The sequence below is a fragment of the Pseudomonas sp. FYR_7 genome (assembly GCF_043106155.1).
Lineage (GTDB): Bacteria > Pseudomonadota > Gammaproteobacteria > Pseudomonadales > Pseudomonadaceae > Aquipseudomonas > Aquipseudomonas parafulva_B.
The window spans coordinates 56,796-76,985 of record NZ_JBICMI010000081.1 but is presented as its reverse complement, the minus strand read 5'-3'; the positions used below and the strand labels follow the sequence as shown (position 1 = coordinate 76,985).

Annotated in this window: 19 protein-coding genes and 1 pseudogene; 7 read left to right on the top strand and 13 right to left on the bottom strand. The window is 60.4% G+C overall.

The window, feature by feature from the left end; genetic code table 11:
- The first annotated feature begins 372 nt into the window (after nt 1-372).
- The 3 genes from ACF8R3_RS21535 to ACF8R3_RS21525 all read left to right on the top strand — a co-directional run bounded on the left by ACF8R3_RS21535 (nt 373) and on the right by ACF8R3_RS21525 (nt 4,109).
- Nucleotides 373-2,727, top strand: coding sequence for an FdhF/YdeP family oxidoreductase (locus ACF8R3_RS21535; protein ID WP_392516115.1), 2,355 nt, complete (start codon nt 373-375; stop codon nt 2,725-2,727).
- 90 nt (nt 2,728-2,817) lie between these two features.
- Nucleotides 2,818-3,933, top strand: coding sequence for a catalase family protein (locus ACF8R3_RS21530; RefSeq protein ID WP_196126103.1), 1,116 nt, complete (start codon nt 2,818-2,820; stop codon nt 3,931-3,933).
- 17 nt (nt 3,934-3,950) lie between these two features.
- On the top strand, nt 3,951-4,109 hold the full coding sequence (locus ACF8R3_RS21525; protein WP_165919269.1) for a hypothetical protein: 159 nt from the start codon (nt 3,951-3,953) through the stop codon (nt 4,107-4,109).
- Nucleotides 4,110-4,202: 93 nt separating this feature from the next.
- Here ACF8R3_RS21525 and ACF8R3_RS21520 read toward each other — a convergent pair whose 3' ends face one another.
- From ACF8R3_RS21520 to ACF8R3_RS21510, 3 genes are all read right to left on the bottom strand, one after another.
- Nucleotides 4,203-5,123: an amidohydrolase family protein gene (locus ACF8R3_RS21520; RefSeq protein WP_392516114.1), complete on the bottom strand. Its 921-nt coding sequence runs from the start codon at nt 5,121-5,123 to the stop codon at nt 4,203-4,205.
- 99 nt (nt 5,124-5,222) lie between these two features.
- Nucleotides 5,223-6,551, bottom strand: a complete 1,329-nt coding sequence (locus ACF8R3_RS21515; protein ID WP_145254598.1) for an MFS transporter — start codon at nt 6,549-6,551, stop codon at nt 5,223-5,225.
- 73 nt (nt 6,552-6,624) lie between these two features.
- Nucleotides 6,625-7,602 carry a hydroxyacid dehydrogenase gene (locus ACF8R3_RS21510; RefSeq protein ID WP_058639369.1) on the bottom strand — a complete coding sequence of 326 codons (978 nt, stop codon included), beginning with the start codon at nt 7,600-7,602 and terminating at the stop codon, nt 6,625-6,627.
- Between the two features lie 222 nt (nt 7,603-7,824).
- Here ACF8R3_RS21510 and ACF8R3_RS21505 point away from each other — a divergent pair, with 222 nt between their 5' ends.
- On the top strand, nt 7,825-8,502 hold the full coding sequence (locus ACF8R3_RS21505; RefSeq protein WP_100851348.1) for an RraA family protein: 678 nt from the start codon (nt 7,825-7,827) through the stop codon (nt 8,500-8,502).
- 70 nt (nt 8,503-8,572) lie between these two features.
- Nucleotides 8,573-9,805 (top strand): MFS transporter, encoded by a 1,233-nt coding sequence (locus ACF8R3_RS21500; RefSeq protein WP_392516113.1) that lies wholly within the window; start codon nt 8,573-8,575, stop codon nt 9,803-9,805.
- A gap of 50 nt (nt 9,806-9,855) precedes the next feature.
- Here the strand turns inward: ACF8R3_RS21500 and cyoD are convergent, their stop codons facing one another.
- Genes cyoD through cyoA form a run of 4 tightly spaced genes read right to left on the bottom strand, consistent with a single transcriptional unit; the run spans nt 9,856 to nt 13,668 of the window.
- Nucleotides 9,856-10,197, bottom strand: coding sequence for a cytochrome o ubiquinol oxidase subunit IV (gene cyoD / locus ACF8R3_RS21495; RefSeq protein WP_392516116.1), 342 nt, complete (start codon nt 10,195-10,197; stop codon nt 9,856-9,858).
- The gene (gene cyoC / locus ACF8R3_RS21490) at nt 10,194-10,805 is read right to left on the bottom strand and encodes a cytochrome o ubiquinol oxidase subunit III (protein WP_392516112.1); all 612 of its coding nucleotides are present in this window, start codon (nt 10,803-10,805) and stop codon (nt 10,194-10,196) included. The genes cyoD and cyoC overlap by 4 nt, the downstream gene beginning before the upstream one ends.
- A 3-nt stretch (nt 10,806-10,808) precedes the next feature.
- The gene (cyoB, locus tag ACF8R3_RS21485; RefSeq protein ID WP_100851350.1) at nt 10,809-12,782 is read right to left on the bottom strand and encodes a cytochrome o ubiquinol oxidase subunit I; all 1,974 of its coding nucleotides are present in this window, start codon (nt 12,780-12,782) and stop codon (nt 10,809-10,811) included.
- A gap of 4 nt (nt 12,783-12,786) precedes the next feature.
- The gene (gene cyoA, locus ACF8R3_RS21480; RefSeq protein ID WP_178091249.1) at nt 12,787-13,668 is read right to left on the bottom strand and encodes a ubiquinol oxidase subunit II; all 882 of its coding nucleotides are present in this window, start codon (nt 13,666-13,668) and stop codon (nt 12,787-12,789) included.
- 269 nt (nt 13,669-13,937) lie between these two features.
- Between cyoA and ACF8R3_RS21475 the strand changes: the two genes are divergently transcribed.
- Together ACF8R3_RS21475 and ACF8R3_RS21470 are read left to right on the top strand one after the other, a co-directional pair.
- A complete protein-coding gene (locus ACF8R3_RS21475; protein ID WP_326384075.1) occupies nt 13,938-15,260 on the top strand; it encodes an APC family permease in 1,323 nt (440 codons plus the stop codon).
- Between the two features lie 100 nt (nt 15,261-15,360).
- Nucleotides 15,361-15,546 carry a DUF1289 domain-containing protein gene (locus tag ACF8R3_RS21470; protein ID WP_058605120.1) on the top strand — a complete coding sequence of 62 codons (186 nt, stop codon included), beginning with the start codon at nt 15,361-15,363 and terminating at the stop codon, nt 15,544-15,546.
- 108 nt (nt 15,547-15,654) lie between these two features.
- On the opposite strand, the pseudogene ACF8R3_RS21465 reads toward ACF8R3_RS21470, so the two are convergent.
- From ACF8R3_RS21465 to hxsD, 6 genes and pseudogenes are all read right to left on the bottom strand, one after another.
- Nucleotides 15,655-16,179: pseudogene (locus ACF8R3_RS21465) on the bottom strand (LysR family substrate-binding domain-containing protein); the annotation flags it as partial.
- Between the two features lie 94 nt (nt 16,180-16,273).
- On the bottom strand, nt 16,274-16,432 hold the full coding sequence (locus tag ACF8R3_RS21460) for a hypothetical protein (RefSeq protein WP_230379465.1): 159 nt from the start codon (nt 16,430-16,432) through the stop codon (nt 16,274-16,276).
- 51 nt (nt 16,433-16,483) lie between these two features.
- Nucleotides 16,484-17,092, bottom strand: coding sequence for a His-Xaa-Ser repeat protein HxsA (gene hxsA / locus ACF8R3_RS21455; RefSeq protein WP_058639360.1), 609 nt, complete (start codon nt 17,090-17,092; stop codon nt 16,484-16,486).
- Nucleotides 17,089-18,324, bottom strand: coding sequence for a His-Xaa-Ser system radical SAM maturase HxsC (hxsC, locus tag ACF8R3_RS21450; RefSeq protein WP_058639359.1), 1,236 nt, complete (start codon nt 18,322-18,324; stop codon nt 17,089-17,091). The genes hxsA and hxsC overlap by 4 nt, the downstream gene beginning before the upstream one ends.
- Nucleotides 18,324-19,811, bottom strand: coding sequence for a His-Xaa-Ser system radical SAM maturase HxsB (hxsB, locus tag ACF8R3_RS21445; RefSeq protein WP_326384077.1), 1,488 nt, complete (start codon nt 19,809-19,811; stop codon nt 18,324-18,326). The genes hxsC and hxsB overlap by 1 nt, the downstream gene beginning before the upstream one ends.
- The gene (gene hxsD / locus ACF8R3_RS21440; protein ID WP_058639357.1) at nt 19,808-20,107 is read right to left on the bottom strand and encodes a His-Xaa-Ser system protein HxsD; all 300 of its coding nucleotides are present in this window, start codon (nt 20,105-20,107) and stop codon (nt 19,808-19,810) included. Before hxsD ends, hxsB begins: the two co-directional genes overlap by 4 nt.
- Nucleotides 20,108-20,190: the final 83 nt, after the last annotated feature.

Sequence of the window (20,190 nt, the reverse complement as noted above, 5' to 3'; positions counted from 1 at the left end):
AGCAACAGCAACAGCAACAGCAACAGCAACAGCAACGGCAACGGCAACGGCAATAATCTGAGAAGAATAAATTCTAAGCGTGTCTAAGTTGCATAACGCTACATTGCGCATTGCTTGCAGATAGCCTCATTCCTAATGTAGGAGCGGTCTTGTGTCGCGATGGGCCGCACAGCGGCCCCCGGCATTTATTGGGTAGATATCATAAAAAGGGCCTACCTGCGGCGGACCCCTGTAATAAGCTCCCATCCGCCTCCCGCCTCCCGCCTCCCGCCTCCCGCCTCCCGCCGCTTAGCCAGCAGACACCATGCACGCTTGAACTTCCATCTCCCACTCCGCCTCGAAATATGCAGACATAACTACAGCGAGGCGGCCATGTCGCTTATCCACCCTCAAGCGCGATACAAGCCCTACCAAGATGCAGCAGGCGGTTGGGGGTCGGCGCGTTCTGTCATGAGCATACTCTGGCGTGAACAAGCCTTTACCACGGCACCCATGGCACTGGTCAGACAGAACAAACCCAACGGCTTCGCCTGCGTCAGCTGTGCCTGGGCCAAGCCTGGCAACCCACACGCGCTGGAATTTTGCGAGAACGGCGCCAAGGCCACTGCCTGGGAACTCACCCGCCACCGCACCGGCCCGGAATTCTTCGCCACCCATACCCTGTCAGCGCTGCGCACATGGACCGATTACGCCTTGGAGCAGCAAGGCCGGTTGACCCATCCCATGCGCTACGACCCGACCAGCGATCGCTACCAGGTCACCACCTGGGCAGAGGCATATCAGCAAATCGGCCAACAGCTGCAAGCCCTGACGCCTGACGAAGTGGTGTTCTACGCCTCGGGCAGGGCGTCGTTGGAAGCCTCGTTCATGTACCAGCTGCTCGCCCGTGCCTATGGCACCAACAACCTCCCGGACAGCTCGAACATGTGCCATGAGAGTACATCGGTCGGGCTGCAGGAGAGTATCGGCGTACCCGTCGGCACCGTCACGCTGGAAGACTTCGAACACACCGACTGCATTTTCTTCTTTGGCCAGAACGTGGGCAGCAACAGCCCGCGAATGCTTCACCCGTTGCAGGAAGCGCGCAAGCGCGATGTGCCCATCATCACCTTCAACCCACTGCGTGAGAGGGGGCTCGAGCGCTTCGTCAATCCACAGTCTCCCAGTGAGATGCTGGGGCCTGACTCGACCGTGATCAGCACTCAATATCACCAGGTCAGGGTCGGGGGCGATCTGGCTGCAGTGATGGGGATTATCAAGGCCCTGCTCGCGATGGAGCAGCACGCAAATGAGCAGGGCAAGCCGGCCGTTCTCGACCATGCGTTCATCCAGGCGCACACCGACGGGTTGGATGCGCTGCGAGAGGAAGTTCAGGGCCATCAGTGGGCGACCCTGGAGCGTCAGTCCGGCCTCGGGCGCGCTGCTATGGAAGCTGCAGCCACCGTCTATGCCCGCAGCAGCAAGGTCATGATCGTCTACGGCATGGGCATGACCCAGCACCGACGCGGTGTCGACAACGTGCAGATGCTGGTCAACCTGTTGCTGTTGCGCGGCAACATTGGCAAGCCTGGCGCAGGCATCTGTCCAGTGCGCGGACACTCGAATGTGCAGGGCCAGCGCACGGTCGGTATCACGGAAGACCCGGACAAGGTTCCGGCTGAAAAACTGCAAGCGCTGTTTGGCGTACAGGTCCCGCCGAGCAAAGGCATGGCCACGGTGGACTGCTGCCAGGCGCTGGTCGAGGGTAAGGTCAAGGCCTTCATCGGCCTGGGTGGCAACTTCCTGCGGGCGATCCCAGACACCCATCACATGGAAGCGGCCTGGCAGACGCTGACGCTGAACGTCCAGGTGGCCACCAAGCTCAATCGCACGCATCTGTTCCCAGGACGACATGGCTGGTTATTGCCTTGCCTGGGGCACATCGAAACTGATCGTCAGGACGGGGTGGAGCAGGTCTATACCACCGAGGACAGTACCGGCTGCATCCGCGCCTGGCAGGGCCGCAATGAGCCGGCGAGCGAGCAACTGCGTTCCGAAGTGGCGATCATCGCCGGGTTGGCCGAAGCCACTCTAGGTCAGCGTACTGCTATCGACTGGGATGCCTGGCGCCGCGACTATGCATTGATCCGCAAAGCGATCAGCCAGGTGTATCCGGAGATATTTCACGACATGGAGACCCGCATGTGGGAGCACGGTGGTTTCCGTAGGCCCTTGCCCGCGGCTAAGCGGGAGTGGCAGACCGCGTCTGGCAAAGCCCAGTTCGTGGCGCCCCAGCGGCTTGATGAGGACGACGACTTGCAGCCCGCTGTCTCAGCGCATGATGTGCTGCAATTGATGACGCTGCGCAGCAATGATCAGTTCAACACCACCGTCTATGGCTATGACGACCGCTTCCGCGGCGTAAAAGGCACCCGCAGCGTCGTGTTTCTCAATCGCAGCGATGTGGTTCGGTTGGGCTTGGCTGCAGGCGATTGGGTGCTGCTACGCACCGCTGTCGAGCCCCAGGTGGTGCGAGAAGTGGGTCCTTTGCAGATCATCGCCTATGACATTCCGCAGGGCTGCGCCGGCGCTTACTACCCCGAGTGCAATCCCCTGATCCCCCTGTGGCATCACGCTGAACGAAGCAAGGTGCCCGCCGCCAAATGCGTGCCGGTTACGCTGCGCAAGGTGGAGCCGTCCGCTGATGACCTGAGCAAGGCAGTGCCGGCGCACGATCAGATCAATTGAGCGCTTGGAAGGTTGGGCCATGCAGGGCCTTGAAGGCTATACGTTGATAATCCATTCCATTGTTCGTCCCGAGACGACAGGAGCGCCGTAATGAACAAGCTGCCCGATGACTCCGCGATGGTAGTGCCATTGCCTTTCGAGCCCGGTTTTGAGCAGATTCCCGAGGATGAGGCACAGACCAGCCAGGCGTTGCAGGATACGCTGCGTCAGATCATGGAGATCACCTTCAATGACAATGGTCACGCCAATCGGGGCGTTCATGCCAAAGCACATGGATTATTGCGCGGCACACTGAAGGTGGCGCCGGGGCTGCCTGCGCAGCTCGCTCAGGGAGCCTTCGCCACACCCGGTGAGTTCGATGCCTACCTGCGGTTTTCCACCAACCCAGGTGACATCCTCGACGACAAGGTTTCCACCCCACGGGGGCTGGCGCTCAAAATCGTAGGCGTGCAAGGCCCGCGGTTGCCAGGCAGTGAAGGGCAAGTCACCCAGGACTTTGTCATGCAGAATGCCAAAGCCTTTACCGCGCCAGACCCCAAGGCGTTTCTCAAGACGTTGAAGTTGCTCGCCAAGACCACTGACAAAGCTCCGGGTACCAAAAAGGCATTGTCCGCGGTGCTGCGCGGTGCAGAAAAGGTGGTCGAAGCGTTTGGCGGCGAGAGCGGCACCCTCAAAAGCCTTGGCGGGCATCCTCAAACCCACATTCTTGGCGAAAGCTTCAGCACCGTCGTACCTGTGCTCTATGGCCCTTACTACGCAAAACTTGCGGTAGTGCCCGTGTCGACGGCCTTGACTGCGCTGACCGATCAGGTCGTGGACCTCAAAGATGACACAGACGGGCTGCGCCACGCGGTGGAGGCGTTTTTTACAAGCCAGGGTGGCGTCTGGGAAGTCCGGGTGCAGTTGGCCACCGATCTAGATCAGATGCCGATCGAAGATGCATCCAGGCAGTGGCCCGAAGCGCTTAGCCCTTATGTGAGCGTGGCCACCTTGGAGGTCAAGCCTCAAGCCGCGTGGAGCGAAGAGAATGTGCGCCGTATCGACGACGGCATGGCGTTCAGCCCTTGGCATGGCCTGGCGGCGCACAGGCCGTTGGGCGGCGTGATGCGGGTGCGCAAGCCGGCCTATGAAATGTCGGCAAATTTTCGTGGGCAGCACAATGGTTGCCCAATCCATGAGCCCGGTTTCAAAGGGCCGAGCCTGTAAGTTGAGGAGAGTACGCCATGCAACCAGAAACCGCGGGCACTGAAGAGAAAGGCCCAAGCGATGTGCCGTATATCAACGATCCGTTGAAACCCACTTCCCCTGCGCTCAATGACGCGGATGCTACGGAGGCAGCTGAGGCTGAGATGGATATCGAGGACGACGGCGAATCGCTCTGAGTTCACTGGCGCCGTCGCTTGAGCAGCGGCGGCGCCAGTGTGTAGAGCATCGATGTGTAGGCGATCCGGGTCGTGCGAGGCTAAGCGCGAGCGCTAGGCGAAGCCGTACAGGTCCACGGGGTTATCCCGCAGGATCAGCTGCCGAACCTGGTCATCCGGTGCCCAGTCAAGCAAGGTATCCTGTAATGCGGCATCATCAGGCTTGTTCTGCAGGGACTGGGTGGGGTGCGGCCAATCACTGCCCCATAGCAGGCGTTGAGGGTAGTGTGAGATCAACCTGCGTGCCACCAGGCCCACGTCCTCAAAATGGGGAGCGCCCGTTTTGGAACGCAGGTAGGGACCAGAAAGTTTGACCCAGGTGCGACCTTGTTGCATGAGCCCATCCAGCGCCTTGAAGGCAGGCGACAGAACACCCTCGGGTTGTGGTACGTGCCCCATGTGATCAATGACTACCTTGCCAGGCAGCGCAGCCAGCCGTGGAGCGATATCGGCCAGTAGCGGGCCTGTGGCCAGTTGTACGTGCCAGCCCAACTCGTTCACCCGCGCCGCGAGCAGCTCGATGCCGTCGAGCGCTTGCCCACCGGTGCTGAGGTTGAAGCGAATGCCCCGCACGCCTGCCCCGTGCAAGCGAGCAAGCTCCTCATCGCTGACGGTGCTGGCGACGACGGCTATGCCCCGTGCATCTGTACCGCTGCGGGCCAGTCCCTCGAGCATCACACGGTTGTCCGTACCGTAGGTCGAAGGCGTGACGATGACCATGCGGCGCAGGCCCAGTCGGCGTTGCAATTGGCGGTAGTCGTCCAAAGACGCGTCCGGCGGCAACAAGGTAGCACCCGGTGCCGCTGGGACGCGGCTGTCGTAAAGGTGCATGTGGCAGTCCACGCTGCCGGAAGGCGGGACCAGACGCGGACGGTCTTCACCCTGATTGTACGGGACGCTGGCCGCAGCGCCCATTGCACCCAGGACACTCAGGCTACCGGTCGCCTGAAGAAATCTTCGACGTGATAAAGCCATTACAGCCTCTATTTTGTTGTGTTTTGACTTGGCACCGGTTTCACCGGCTCCACGGCACGTCGTGCGTGCCATGGACGCCAATCGAACGCCAAGCGGCTTCTACTTGGTAGCCAACGTTCCTGCGGCCTGCGCCTGTTCCACCTGACGCTTGCGGCCAATGACCAACACCATGACCCCGGCCAGCGTGCACAGCGCCGCAAGTGGCATCAGCGCCAGGGCATAGCTGCCCGTGGCGTCATGGATGGCGCCGTACACGTTGACCATCAAGCCACCTCCGATCAGGTTGGCCATGGCGCCGACCGCAGCCAGCCCAGCCGCTGCAGTGGAGGAGGACAACCAGCCCGACACCAGTGCCCAGAACGGGCCTTTCATGGAGTAGGCCCCCACCAGCACCATGGTCAGCATCACCACCGTGGCCGGCAGCGACGAGGTGAACAGGGTCATCAGCAGGCCGGCCGCAATCAGCAACATGGTCATCGCGGTGTGCCAGCGACGTTCACCGGTGCGGTCGGAGCTGCGACCCCAAATGACCATCAGGATCGAGGCAACGCCGTACGGAATAGCGTTCACCAGCCCGATCTCCATGGAACTCAGGCCGAACGTCTTGAGCAGTTGTGGCGCCCAGACGCTCATGGTGCTGCCGGCCGCCGAGGCGCCCGAGTAGATCAGCGCAAGCACCCAGATGTCCTTGTGGCGCAGCAGCTTCCACAGCGAGATATGACCGATGGTGGTCTTCCGCGCTCGTTCCTCGGCCAGCCGCCCGGTGAGCCAGCCGCGTTGCTCGTCGTTCAGCCATTTGGCCTGTTCAGGCCGATCGGTGAGTACGAACAGACAGGCGATACCCAGCAGCACCGCCGGGATGCCCTCGAGGATGAACAGCCAATGCCAGCCGCGCATGCCCAACCAGCCGTCCAGGCTCAAGAGCAGCCCCGAAATTGGCGAGCCGATGAAGTTGGCGGCGGGAATGGCGACCATGAACAGCGCCACCATGCGCGCGCGATACGCCGACGGCAGCCAGTAGGTGAGGTAGAGCAACACCCCAGGGAAGAACCCGGCCTCGGCTGCGCCCAGCAGAAAGCGCATCACATACAGCGAGTTGGCGCCTTGCACGAAGGCGGTACCGGCGGAGATGAGCCCCCAGGTGATCATGATGCGCGCGATCCAGATGCGCGCACCGTAGCGCTGCATGGCCAGGTTGCTGGGTACTTCCACCAGAAAGTAGGCGAAGAAGAACAAGCTGCTGGCGAAACCGAAGACCTTGGCTGACAACTCCAGGTCCTGGTTCATTTGCAACGATGCCATGCCGATGTTGCCGCGATCGATGATCGCGATCAGGTAGCAGATGATCAGAAAGGGCAGTAGGCGCCAGGCAACACGGCGCATGGTGGCGCGTTCGAGCTCGCTGGGCGGGGTTGAGGCTGGTTTCATGGTGCTCTCCAATTGTTTTTTTTCTGGAGTTACGCAGTGGTCCGTGCCGCCGGACCAGCCGGCGCAGGTGCAATCAGTTATCGATCAGGTGACGGTTCACCACACAGCGCGGGTCCAGCGCCTTGCCGTCCCAGGCATCGAGGACTTGCTGCAGGGCAACCAGGCCTACGCGGTCCCGGGCTTCGCTGGTGTTGGCCCCGATGTGAGGTGTGGCGACCAGGGTTGGCAGGCCCCACAGCGGGCTGTCGGCCGGAGGCGGTTCGGGGTGGAAGGTGTCCAGGCCGGCACCCCCGATACGCCGTTCGCTCAACGCATGCACCAGGGCATCGGTATCGACCAGCTCGCCACGTGCGGTATTGATCAAGATGGAGCCGGGACGCATGCGCTCAAGTTGCTGGGCGCCGATGAGGTTGCGGTTGGTGTCCGTGAGCGGGCAATGCAGGCTGATGATATCGCTATCGGCCAGCAAGCGATCGAAATCCTCTTCGCGCTCGACGTGGTCACGCACGGGCAGTTGCCGTAGGTAAGGGTCGTAAACCTTGACCTTCATGCGCAGCGGCGCCACCAAGTCCATCAGGATCGCGCCAATCGAGCCAAGGCCGACCAAGCCCAGGGTCTTGCCCGCCAATTCCATGCCGTTGGCAGTGGCCTTGTCCCAGTGGCCTTCGCGCATGCGCGCATCGAGCAAGGCGGTCTGGCGCGCGACGCTGAACATCAACGCAAAAGCGTGCTCGGCCACTGATTGGGCGTTGGCCCCAACGGCGATGGAGACAGGAATACCACGGTCGGCGGCGGCCTGGATGTCGATGGTGTTGTAGCCAACCCCATGCTTGGCCACCACCTTCAATGCGCTGGAGGCGTCGATCATGGCGCGGGTCAGGCTGCCCTGACGCACGATGATGCCATCGGGTTGCTCTGCGCGAATGATCGCTTCGAGCTCTTGCTCGGGCAGATAGGGCGTGGTGGGGATGACGCGGATGGCGTGTTGTTCGGCCAGGCGCATTGCTTGGTCGGCCAGCGCCGGACCGGTCAGCAGAAGGGTACGGGACATCGTCGATACCTTGTTTTTGTTCAAGACGGTAGGACTGCACTGAGTGCTTTCACCAATAACGTAGCATAATGAAATGGCGTTGCAACAACAGTTTTATCGTCAATCAGATTCCGTAATTATCGCCATTTAAAATCCTTGAAATGCGTTTAATGAAATGACATTCTGAAATGGCGTTCTGGTTTGCCTGGGGCGCGCCCAATAAATCCAAGAGAGGAAGGTCACATGAGCATTGGTTTCCAGGTGCTTGAACGCACGCGCAAAATCGGTGATGAATGGGTATCGCGCTACCGCGAGGTGCCGGTTGCCAACGTCAGCGATTCGATGAATCGCATGACGGCCGGTGGTGCGCGTTTGCGTCCCATGCACCGGGAAGGCGTGCTGTGCGGCGCGGCGCTGACAGTCAAGGCCCGCCCTGGTGACAACCTGATGCTGCACTACGCCATCGACATCGCCGAGCCAGGGGATGTGATCGTGGTCGATGCTGGCGGCGACCTGACCAATGCACTGATCGGCGAGATGATGGTGGCGTACGCTGTAAAGCGCGGTGTAGCCGGTATCGTCATCAACGGTGCAATCCGCGATGCCGGAAGCATCAAGGCCGGTGATTTCCCCCTTTTCGCTGCCGGTGTTTCCCACCGCGGCCCTTACAAGGACGGACCGGGTGAGATCAATGTGCCAATCGCCATCGATGGCATGGTGATCGAACCTGGGGACCTGATCATCGGTGACGATGACGGCTTGCTGTGCGTACCCTATGCCCATGTCGCAGAGGTTTACCAACGCGCCACGGCCAAGCACGCTGCCGAAACGGCGCAAATGGAACATATCGCTCAAGGTACCAATGACCGCACCTGGGTCCTGGAATCCTTGAAAAAGAAAGGCTGCCTGCTGCCAGGCTGAGGATCGACCCGCACGTGGTACGAGCAAGATCCTTCAATGGCGGCGGCTTCTCACCTGAGGACTTGCTCACTTGTCAGACCCGACGCCGCCCCCTCGTACCCGTTGGCCCTCTGCGGTACGCGCACTGGGCCACCGCAACTTCCAGGTTTACTTCGCAGGCCAGGGTGTTTCCACCTTGGGCAAGTGGGTTCAGCAAGTCGCGCTGTCCTGGCTGGCCTACCACTTGACCGGTTCAGCCGTATTGCTGGGGCTGATCACCTTCCTTTCCCTCGCCCCGCAGCTGGTCATCGGTCCTCTGGCAGGCGCCTGGATCGATCGCCATGACAAGCGCCGATTGCTGATCGTCGTCCAGTCGATACTGGTGGTGCAGTCAGCCGTGCTTGGGCTGGCCACCTGGGCGCATTGGGTAGATGGCCCTTTCATCGCCGCCATGGCGTTGCTGCTGGGCTTGCTCAACGCCGTCGAAACGCCACTGCGCCAAGCCCTGATTGCTTCTTTCGTGGATGACCCGGCAGACCTGCCCAATGCGCTGGTGCTAAACGCGATGCTCATCAACGCGGCCCGCTTCGTCGGCCCGCCATTGGCCGGTGGCTTGATTGCCGTGGCAGGGGAGGCGGCGTGCTTTGCCTTGACCGCCGTTGCTTTCACCGCCTTGCTCGTTGGGTTGCTGAAGGTGCAAGCCAAAGCCAGCCCTCGGGCTACAGGTTCCACCGCCCAGGTGTTCCGTGAGGGCCTCGCTTATCTATGGCGCGAGCAAGGCGTCAGGCAATTGCTGTTCAACGTCATCATGGTCAACCTCCTGGCATCCTGCTATGCAGCGCTCCTGCCGATCCTGGCCAAGAGTGTGTATGCCGGTGACGCACGGGTGCTGGGCTGGCTTTGGGGCGCGGCGGGCGCGGGCGCGTTCGTGGCCACGCTGGTGCTGGCGGTGGGCGGAGCCTTGCCTCGCCTTCGCCAGTTCATCGAAATGGGCGCAGGGCTTTGCGCCCTGGCACTACTGGGGTTGTGCTGGGCAGGTCAGTTGCAGCTGGCATTGTTTGCCCTGGTGGTGCTGGGTTTCGGCATCACGCTGAGCAACGTGAGCACCAACATGCAGCTGCAGAGCCAAGCGCCAGGCCATTTGCGCGGACGTGTCATTGCGTTCTACATCGCCATGCGCTTCGGCTTCGAGGCACTGGGCGGAATGGCCGCCGGGCTGCTGGCTGCTCGGGTTGGCGCCCCGGCTACCTTGGGTGCAGCCGGGGCAGTGTTGCTGTTGGGTGTGGCGGGGACTTGTGCATGGCGCAACCGTCGGGCTGCATAAACGCGCCGGGCTGCTCTGCTGTTGGCAGGCCAGCCCGAATGGGAAGAACGTCATAACCCGAGCATGTTGTAGTGCACGTAGTACATGATCCACAGCGACAACCCCACCAACAGCGTGATGATCACCACCGTGAACACCAGCGCGACCAGGTTCCAACGCTGCTCTCGCGCTGTGGTCAGGTGCAGGAAAAACACCATGTGCACCACGATCTGGAACAGGGCGCACACCAGCACAGCGATGAAGGTCAGGTGACGCGGCAGGCTGGGGTACATGGCCAGCCCGAAGGGGAGCAGGGTGAGCAGGGCGGCCAGGACGAACCCAGTGTTGTAGGAACGGTGGCTGCTCTGGCTAGCGCCGGCACTGCTAGGCACATGGCTTTGACGATTCATCAGATCACCCCGAACAGATAGACGACGGTAAACACGCATACCCACACGATGTCCAGGAAATGCCAGAACAGGCTCAGGCAGCTCAAGCGTGTGGCATTGGCACAGGTCAGGCCGCGTTGATGGACCTGCATCATCAACAGGGCCATCCAGATCAACCCCACCAGCACATGCAGGCCGTGGGTGCCCACCAACGTGAAGAACGCCGTCAGAAACGCGCTGCGTTCAGGGCCTGCGCCCTCGCTGATCAGCTGATGGAATTCGTTGATCTCCATGGCGATGAAGCCCAGGCCGAGGAGAAACGTGACGCCCAGCCAGCGCAATACCCAGCGCTTGTCCCGACGGGGGTGGGCGAGCATCGCATAGCCGTAGGTGATGCTGCTCAACAGCAGCAGGAACGTCTCCACCAGCACATAGGGCAGTTCGAAGATGTCCGCCGCGCTGGGCCCACCTGCCACAGACTGGCCCAGCACCGCGTAGGTAGCGAACAGGGTGGCGAACAGAATGCAGTCGGTCATCAGGTAGACCCAGAAGCCGAACAGGCTCAGGGAGCCTGCGTCTTCGTGGCCATGCTCCTGCTCGCGGGCCGTTTCGTTGTGCACGACATGGGACATGATTCAGGCCTCCGCCAGCCGTTGGCGCCGCTCGGTTTCCATCCGTTCGACCTCTTCGGCCGGGATGTAGTAGTCGGTATCGGGGTCGTAACTGCGCACGATCAGGGTGGCGATGACTGCCAATGAACTGGCGATGACCAACCACCAGATGTGCCAGATCAACGCGAAGCCCAGCGCCGTGGACAGAACGCCTAGCACCAGGCCCAGGCTGGTGTTGCAAGGCATGTGAATCTTGCGAAAATCCATCTCGGCCAGGGTTTTCACGCCTTTCTCCTTCATCCCCCAGTACGCGTCGATGCCGCCCACGACCGGTTGTTCGGCGAAGTTGTAGAACGGGGGCGGCGAAGCGGTCGCCCATTCGAGCGTACGCCCGTCCCAGGGGTCGCCTGTGGTGTCGCGGTTCTCATGACGTTTGCGGATACTCACCACCAGTTGCATGACCTGGCAGGCCACGCCGCACAGAATGATCAGTACCCCGACCATTTCCAGCAGCAGGAAGGGCCGCCACTCGGGTACGTCGAAGTGATTCAGGCGCCGGGTCATGCCCATGAACCCCAGGAAGTAGGACGGCATGAAGGCAAAGTAAAATCCAGCCAACCAGCACCAGAAGGCAGCACGCCCCAAGGGGTCGTAGAGCTTGAAACCGAAGGCCTTGGGGAACCAGTACGTCAGGCCGCAGAGGTAGCCGAAGACCGCGCCGCCGATGATCACGTTGTGGAAATGGGCAATGAGGAACAGGCTGTTGTGCAACAGGAAGTCCGCCCCGGGTACCGCCAGCAGGACCCCGGTCATGCCCCCGATGCTGAAGGTGACGATGAAGCCAACCGTCCACAGCATCGGCGTCTCGAAACGCACTCGGCCCCGGTACATGGTGAACAGCCAGGTGAAGATCTTCACCCCGGTGGGCACGGCGATGATCATGGTCATGATGCCGAAGAACGCATTGACGTTGGGCCCGGCGCCCATGGTGAAGAAGTGGTGCACCCAGACGATGAACGACAGCACCGTGATGACGATGGTCGCCCACACCAGGGAGTAGTAGCCGAACAGCTTCTTGCGCGAGAACGTCGAGGCCACCTCCGAGAAGATACCGAACGCTGGGAGTATGAGGATGTACACCTCGGGGTGGCCCCAGGCCCAGATGAGGTTCACGTACATCATGGGGTTGCCGCCCAGTTCATTGGTGAAGAAGTGCATGCCCAAGTAGCGATCGAGCGTGAGCATGAACAAGGTGGCAGTAAGGATGGGAAAGGCAGCCAGGATCAGGATCGAGGTGCACAATACCGTCCAGGTGAACACTGGCATGCGAAACAGCGTCATGCCGGTGGTACGCATCTTCAAGATGGTGACGAAAAAGTTCAGCCCGGTGAGCAGGGTGCCGACCCCGGATATCTGCAGCGCCCAGATGTAGTAGTCCACCCCCACCCCGGGGCTGTACCCGATGCCCGACAACGGGGGATAGGCCACCCAGCCTGTGCGGGCAAATTCGCCAATGCCCAGCGAAAGGTTCACCAGTACAGCGCCGGAGACGAACAGCCAGAAGCTGACGGCGTTCAGGAATGGATAGGCCACGTCGCGTGCGCCGATCTGCAGGGGTACCACCACGTTCATCAGCCCGACCACGAACGGCATGGCCATGAAGAAGATCATGATCACCCCGTGGGCGGTGAAGATCTGGTCGTAGTGCTCAGGTGGCAGGTAGCCGGGCGAGCCGTCCGAGGCCATGGCCTGCTGGGTGCGCATCATCAACGCGTCGGCGAAGCCGCGCAGCAGCATCACCAAGGCGACGACGATGTACATCACGCCGATGCGCTTGTGGTCCACGGTGGTGAACCATTCTTGCCACAGGTATTTCCATTTGCCCATGTAGGTAATGGCCCCCACGACCGCCAGGCCCAGCAGCCCGACGACGGCCAGCGTGTACATGATGATCGGCTCGTGGAGGGGAATGGCATCCCAGGTCAGTTTTCCGAACATGGTCTTACTCCTTGCTGCCTTGGGTGCTCTCGCCCTGGGAATCGCCAAGCCGGCGCTCGACCTCGCGGGAGCGGTTGACGCCCTGGTACTTGTCGATCAGCGACTGGAACAGGTGCGGCTCGACCTGGCCGTAATGTTCTACCGGGTGGGCAATACTGGGCTTGGCCAACTGCGTGTAGGCAGCCCCATCGAGCTGGCGCCCGGCAGCGCGTGTGCGTTTGACCCACTCTTCAAAGCCTGCCGGGTCGAGGGCCAGCGCCCTGAAGTGCATGTCCGAGAACCCCGGACCGTTGTAGTTGGCGGCTATCCCCGTGTAATCGCCTGCATGGTTGGCGATCAGGTGCAGCCGTGTCTGCATCCCGGCCATGGCGTAGATCTGGCCGCCCAGGGCTGGGATGAAGAACGAGGTGATGGCCCCGTCGGAAGTCACCCTGAAGTCGACGGGCGTGTCCACAGGCATCGCCATCTCGTTGACCGAGGCAATGCCGAGTTCGGGGTAGACGAACAGCCACTTCCAGTCCATGGCGATGACCTGGACCTTGAGCGCAGGGGTATCGGATGCCAGCGGCCGGTACGGGTCCAGCGCATGGGTCGAGCGCCAGGTGACGACGCCCAGCACGATGATGATGGCCAGTGGTACGCCCCATACCACCGCTTCGATCAGCCGCGAGTGGCCCCAGTCGGGGGTATAGCGGGCCTTTTCGTTCGAGGCCCGATAGCGCACCGAAAACACCAGCGCCATGATCATCACCGGTACCACCACGATCAGCATGAGCAGGGTGGCGAGGATGATCAGGTTGCGTTGCTCGAGCCCCACCTGCCCCTTGGGGTTGAATAACACCATGTCGCAGCCCGAGAGCTGGAGTGCCACAGTGCCTAGCGCCATTATCCAAAGCAGTCGGCTTGCCGTTTTTGGTTCCCTGGCCATGTGAGCGTCCCGTATTTGTTGGCAGATGTTTCGGCTATCACCTGTGAGAGGAAACCCGTGCTAGCAAGGTTTTTTGCAATGTTCGATTAGTCGACGAATGGCAGCGCAGGTCAGGGAACTTAAGTCCATGGGACGGTGGGGTTGGCGCGCCCTTTGGGCAAGGGCACTGAACCTTGCGCGCAGGTGCTCAGTCACAGCGCCATTGCCCGGACGAATGGAGCGCCATGATGACCAGCGACGCAACTGCCTCACTCAAACGCGTGATCACCCTACCGTTGCTGGTGTTCTTCATCCTCGGGGACGTATTGGGCGCTGGCGTATACGCGCTGGCAGGCGCCATCGCCGACCGGGCCGGTGGCGCCATCTGGGCCCCGCTGGCCCTGGCACTGTTCTTCGCCCTGTTGACGGCGGCGTCCTACGCCGAACTGGTCAGCAAATACCCCCGGGCCGGCGGTGCGGCCGTGTTTGCACGGCGTGCGTTCGGCTCGCCCTTGCTGGCTTTCTTGGTGGGGTTCGCCATGTTGGCGGCAGGCATCACCAGTGCTGCCGGGCTGGCGTTGGCGTTTGCAGGGGAATACCTGCGCGTGTTCATCGACTGGCCTTCGGCGGTGCTGGCGCCCCTGTTTCTGGTGCTGATGGCAATGCTTAACGCCCGGGGTATCAAGGAGTCGCTAAGCGCCAATCTGGTCATGACCCTGATCGAACTCAGCGGCCTGGTGCTGGTGATCATCGCGGTGGCGGTGTTGAGCGGCCAAGGGCAGGCCGAGCCTGCCCGCTTGTTGGACTTCGGTGAACAGGGCCCGGCAACTGCGATACTGGGCGGCGCCTTGCTGGCGTTCTACTCGTACGTGGGGTTCGAGACTTCCGCCAACCTGGCCGAGGAGATCAAGGACGTACGCCGGACGTACCCGCGCGCGCTGTTCGCGGCCTTGCTGGTGGCCGGCCTGGTTTACCTGGCTGTCGGCGCCGGCGCCGCGTTGGTGATGCCAGTGCAAGCGCTGATCGACGCCAAGACGCCCTTGATGGACATCGTGCACAACGCAGAACTGGGGCTGCCCCACGGCGTATTCGCCATCATCGCCCTGGTGGCGGTGGCCAACGGCGCCATGTTGACCATGATCATGGCCAGCCGTCTGACTTGGGGCATGGCCCGCGATGGCATGCTGCCGCGCCTGCTGGGCCAGGTGCTACCCAACCGCGGTACCCCTGGTTATGCGATAGCCGCGACCACGCTGCTGGCCATCGTGCTGACCTTTACTGGCTCGCTGGAAGTGCTGGCTGAAACCGTCGTGCTTTTGCTGTTGTTCGTTTTTTTGAGCACGAACGTGGCGGTGTTGGTGCTAAAGAAGGACAAGGTCGATGCCGAGCATTTCTCGGTGCATCCGGTGGTGCCTGTGTTGGGTATCCTGTCGTGCCTGCTGGTCCTGGGTCAGCAGCCCTTCGAGAACTGGCTGAGGGCGGGAGCGCTGTTGGGATTGGGTGCGGTGTTGCACTGGCTGGCGGGCAAGGGCTTTGGTCGTACCGTCAGCGAGGGGGATGCGGGGCAGTGACTGGAGCATGCGATCATGTGCGAGCTTTGGATGTCCAACCGCTATCTGGCGAACCGCGCCCTCGCGCAGACGTGTGCAGCCAATCATCAGGAACTCTTCAATGGCCAAAGAGATTGAAAGCCCTTGCGTGTCGAGCTGCAAGCTCAAGCATGAAGTGTGCACGGGCTGCGGGCGCAGCAAGGAGGAGATTAAAGGCTGGCGAAACATGAAGCGCTCTGAGAAGAAGGCGACGGTCGAGAAAGCAGCTGCTCGCTTGAAGAAGATCAAGAAGAAAGGGAAGGGTTGAGCGGTGTGCAGGGTTGGCTGATAGCAGGTAACGGTCGGTAGATGCCATTCACTGGACGACCTATCCGCGAATATCAACCGGATAGTCTCTTGCGGTTTGGTTCCAGAATTACCAGCTGGCGCTCTTACTGACCTGAGCGGCCAGCATCCCCTCGACCTGAGGAGCGACGTTGAAGTCGAGCATGGAAATGAAGCTGTCCATCAACGGTGATTCGTTGTGGGTGTTCCAACTCATGTACAGGCCGATGGCCGGGTTGGGGGAGGCGGTCACGGGGTAGAGACGGCGGAACACTACCTTGTCGCGCATGATCGAATTGGCAATCGACTCAGGCACCAAAGCAACGCCGAAACCGCAGGCCACCAGGCCCATCAAGGTATGAATCTGCGCGGCCTCCTGCACCACCTTGGGGTAAAAACCGGCGGCTTCACACAAGGCGATCAGCTGGCTGGGATAGCCGGTGCCCAGCGCTTCAGGGGTAAATCCGAAATCTTCCCCGGCAAAGTCCCTTAAGTCGATGTGCCCTCCCTTTGCCTTCGGGTGCTGGGCGGGCAGGGCCATCACGATCTCTTCGTCCAGCAACAAGCGTGACTCGACGTTTTCCGCCGAGATCGGCAACTTGCGCATGAAGACAATGGTTGGAGCTGATTTCCACAGCTTGTGCTTGGCCGAAATGATTGTTACCGGGGAGGTAGTCCAACGTTTGCTGGAAAGCTGCTCGAGTCAGCGCCTACTGCGAGTCTTCCGATCCGGTCTCAATCACAACGCGATTTGCATCAACAGTCGCGACACGGAAGCGGGCGCTACGCGACGGTGTTTGCATTTCCTTGCCTTGCGGGCGGCTGACCAATGCCCAGACAGTGTTGTCGACTTGAGTGATGCGCTGCATGGGATAATTCCTTCGTTGCTGAACGGACGCTAGCTCTAGCCTCAAAGCGACTTATGGAATCTTGATCCCCAACGCATTCAGCGAGGGCGTATCCATCCGACCATTCACGGTCAGCCCACTGTCCATCTGAAAGGCCATCAGCGCACCGCGTGTCGCTTTGCCCATCACCCCATCAACGGCGCCTTGGTAATACTGACGCACCATCAGCGCGGTCTGCACACGGGTGACCAGGTTGCTTTTCTGCTCATTGGTCGCGCGGCGCTTTGAAGTGCTCGAATTTGTCCCGCTGGTGGTGCCAGACGACTGATAAAGGCTGTTGCTGCTTGAGTTGCTGCTCGAAGCACTCGGCGCGCTGTAGCTTCGGGTATGGGTAGCGGGTGGGCTGTAGTAGCGCGGTGCGCTATAGCCACCCGAGCCGCTGTAGTGAGAACTGTGCGAACTGTGGGACCGGTGTGAACTGTGCGAGCGATGTGCTGCATAGATGTTCACGGTATCTGGCGCATTGAGCGTATCGGCAAATACCGGGGGCTGTAGCTTGTCGTTGGGTTGCCAGTTCGCATCGGCGAGCGACAGATGGCCCGCCTGGGCCAGGGTGGTACCTGCCATTGGCAGCAAGCTGATCCCACTAATCAGGACTTTCCAGCGGTCGAGCAGTTTCACTGTGCACTCCTTGCATAGGCGCTAAAGGCCTCGGTCGATAGTAATTGTACGCCGCGGCTTTGCCAGCGGTCGGTGTGGGATTTGAAGAAGCCAGAGCAATGGTTGACGGCAGCGCATTGCTGGCAAGTATCAATGAACAGGTTTTTCCAGTCCGAGATGCTCTGACGGGCGAAACGCGAGAGGTCGGCCGGAATCAGGCACAGGGGTAGGTTGTAGATCGAAACCGGCACGCCGCGGTTGAACAGGAAATAAACGGCCTGGCTCAACGACTCTTGATAGTCTAGCGGGTCAATCCACAATTCTTCGTAGTGCTTCCTGGCCAGGCCTGTACTTTCGATACCCATCAGCGCAACATGCCGCACGAAGGGCAGATTCCTGAACACGTAGTGAGCGAGTTCGGGCAAGCGTGGTGTGGTCAGGCGATTGAGCACCACGCGTACCTCGATGATCTGGTTGGCGCGTGCCAGGTTGTAAAGACCTTGCAAGGTTTCGCTGAACGCGCCTGGAGCCTGTACCACATGGTCATGGTCTTCGGCATTGTCGGCATACAGCGGGATGCCCCAGCTCAACTGAGGGTGGCCGATGGCTGAGAGCGCCGCGATCCAGCTCGGGTCTTGGAACAGACGGCCGTTGCTGAGCACATGAATGGATTTCTGAGGCAAAACGGCTTTGCACTTGGCCAGGATTTCCAGCAGGCCGTCGCGATAAAGCGTTGGTTCTCCGCCGCTGATTCCCAGATTTTCCTCGCTCGAGTCCATCAGGTCGATCAGCCGTAGGTTCTCTTCGACATGCCAACGGTCATCGATATCTTTGGGGGGCTGCGAGCACATCAGACAGAAGCTGTTGCAACGATCGGTCATAAACAGCAGGTTGCTGTCTGAGCCTCGTCGATAGAGCACTCGCACCAACGTGTTACCTGGTGTGATGGCAATGACATCGCCGGGCTGCACGACATCAGCATCTTTGGGGGTGTGTAGATGTGGCCGCGCGCTGTCGAGGTCGCCGATCAATGGCTCCGGGATCAGGAATCCACCCACTGGTAATGAGAGCAGATGCGGGCTCCGTAGCCGTTCTTCGTTTGGCAACCAAAGCAGCAGGTCACCGAACTCAGCGCTTCCGGCACAAACAGCCAGGCCTTGTTCGATGAACTCATCCAGAGTGATGACCTTGAGTAGCTTCGGCTCATCCAGGTGATGGATTTCAAAGTGGGTATCTTTACGCAGCATCACCATCAGCCCCTGTAACCCGGGAACCGGACATCGTTGTAAGAGCGCTTGTTCAACCAAGACAGCAGCACCCTATGCACATTGTCGTCGCCATCGCAAAGCAGGCCGAAAAGATGCTTCAGCAGTCCCATGTTCTTCTTGCAGAAGCTACTGAATACTCGGTGTCCGATCGGGTCAGCTTGGCGGGCATAGTGTTCGACGGGGTCAGCACCACAGTACGGGACAAGTGCGCAGTCGGAGCAGCCCGGCAGCGCTTCTGCCACGCCACTGGCGAACAACGCATTCATGACGGGCGATGCGAGTAATTCAGACAAGGGTTGCTGTACGGTGCCGAGCCTCAAGCCGTCCTCACCCATCTCCAGCAACATTCGGGCTTCGTCCGAGGGATAGACATAACCGTCATAGTTGTAAACCAGCGCCGCAGTGCCTGCGCCAGCAGGGGAGCGCAGGTCTACATAGCCAGAGGAGAAGGGTGTCAGGATATTCTTCAGCAACAGGCTCGTATAACTCTCTGACAGATATACACCCTGTTGGTTGATATGCAGCAAATAGGCCAGTGCCTTCTTGTAGAAGGCCAGGTATCGTTCAATAGGGTAATCAAGTCGATGTGCACTCTTGGTGGCAAACCCATAAGGGCTCAGAGGTCGAAGCGAGACGCTGGAGAAGCCCTGACTTACATACTCATCGATGATCGCTTCAGGTTGTTCGAGGCTTCTTGAAGTCAGCGTGGTCAGCGCGGAAACCGCATCATGGCCAAGGCGCTCACGGACCCACTGGATACCTTTTACAGTGCGTTCGTAGGAGTCTCGTGACGGGGTAGGGCGGTTGGCATTGTGTAAAGGCGCCGGCCCATCGAGCGAGGTCGAAAACTGGATGCGGTTTTGTTCTGCGAAGTCGAGTATTTCGTCCGTCAGATGGTGCAGCGTGGTGGTGATGACGAACTGGATATCCCTTTGTTCGACCACGTTCCGTTCAACGACCCATTCAACAATCTGGCGGACGCGCTCGAAGGCCAGAAGCGGCTCGCCACCCTGGAACTCCACAGTCAAAGCGGGAGCGTTAGATTCGAACAGGCGATCGACCGCCGCCTGTGCATCTGCTTCAGACAGGTCGTGGCCGGATCCTCCCAGAGGGGCCCTCGATACCTGGCAGTACTGGCAGGTATGGTTGCAGCGCAATGTAACCACGAACAAGTGCAGTGCAGGGCCCTGGAGGAGGAAGTCCTTCCGGCTCCGATATTGCGCGGCCATTTCCGGGAACGGGTCGTGGCGGCTTGGTTCGTAGATGAAGTGGCGGGCCAGCAGGTCCTTGTAAAAAGGTGTATTTGCTTTAACGTGGAACTGACTGAGGGCTCGTAATTGCGCGTCGTTCACGTGCATGTACTCACCGGTATCGGAGGTGAGCAGGATGTCACGGTCATTTCCCGTGTTCATGCGCATGAATCGAAAAGGTAGCAAGCGGTAGTGCTTGGCGTCTGTCGCGATCAGTGTCACTGAGAAATCCCACATCCAGCGAGCGCGGCTCGGGCCAGGACTTCGCGCAACCCTGCTGTTTCGCGGTTGATATGGTCGCGTAGGGCGAAGTCGTTCAGATGCTGGAGGATCAACGAGTGAGCTTGCTCCGAGGAAAGCGTTAGCCTTGCTTCAGCGGGGTGGGCCGTGAGGCTTATCTGATTGGCTTCAATACCGACCTGGATCGTGACAGTGTCGGCCAGGGAATAAGCGGCGCGTTGCACCACGCTGAGCGGGTAGGCTGCACTGTCGAGTTTCAGCGTGACTGGCCATGTCATCGGAACCGGTCCTTCAAATCTGTTGGGAGCATGTGGATTTTGCCGGCTGAAGAGGCATTATGCCATCATAATTTTTTACATTT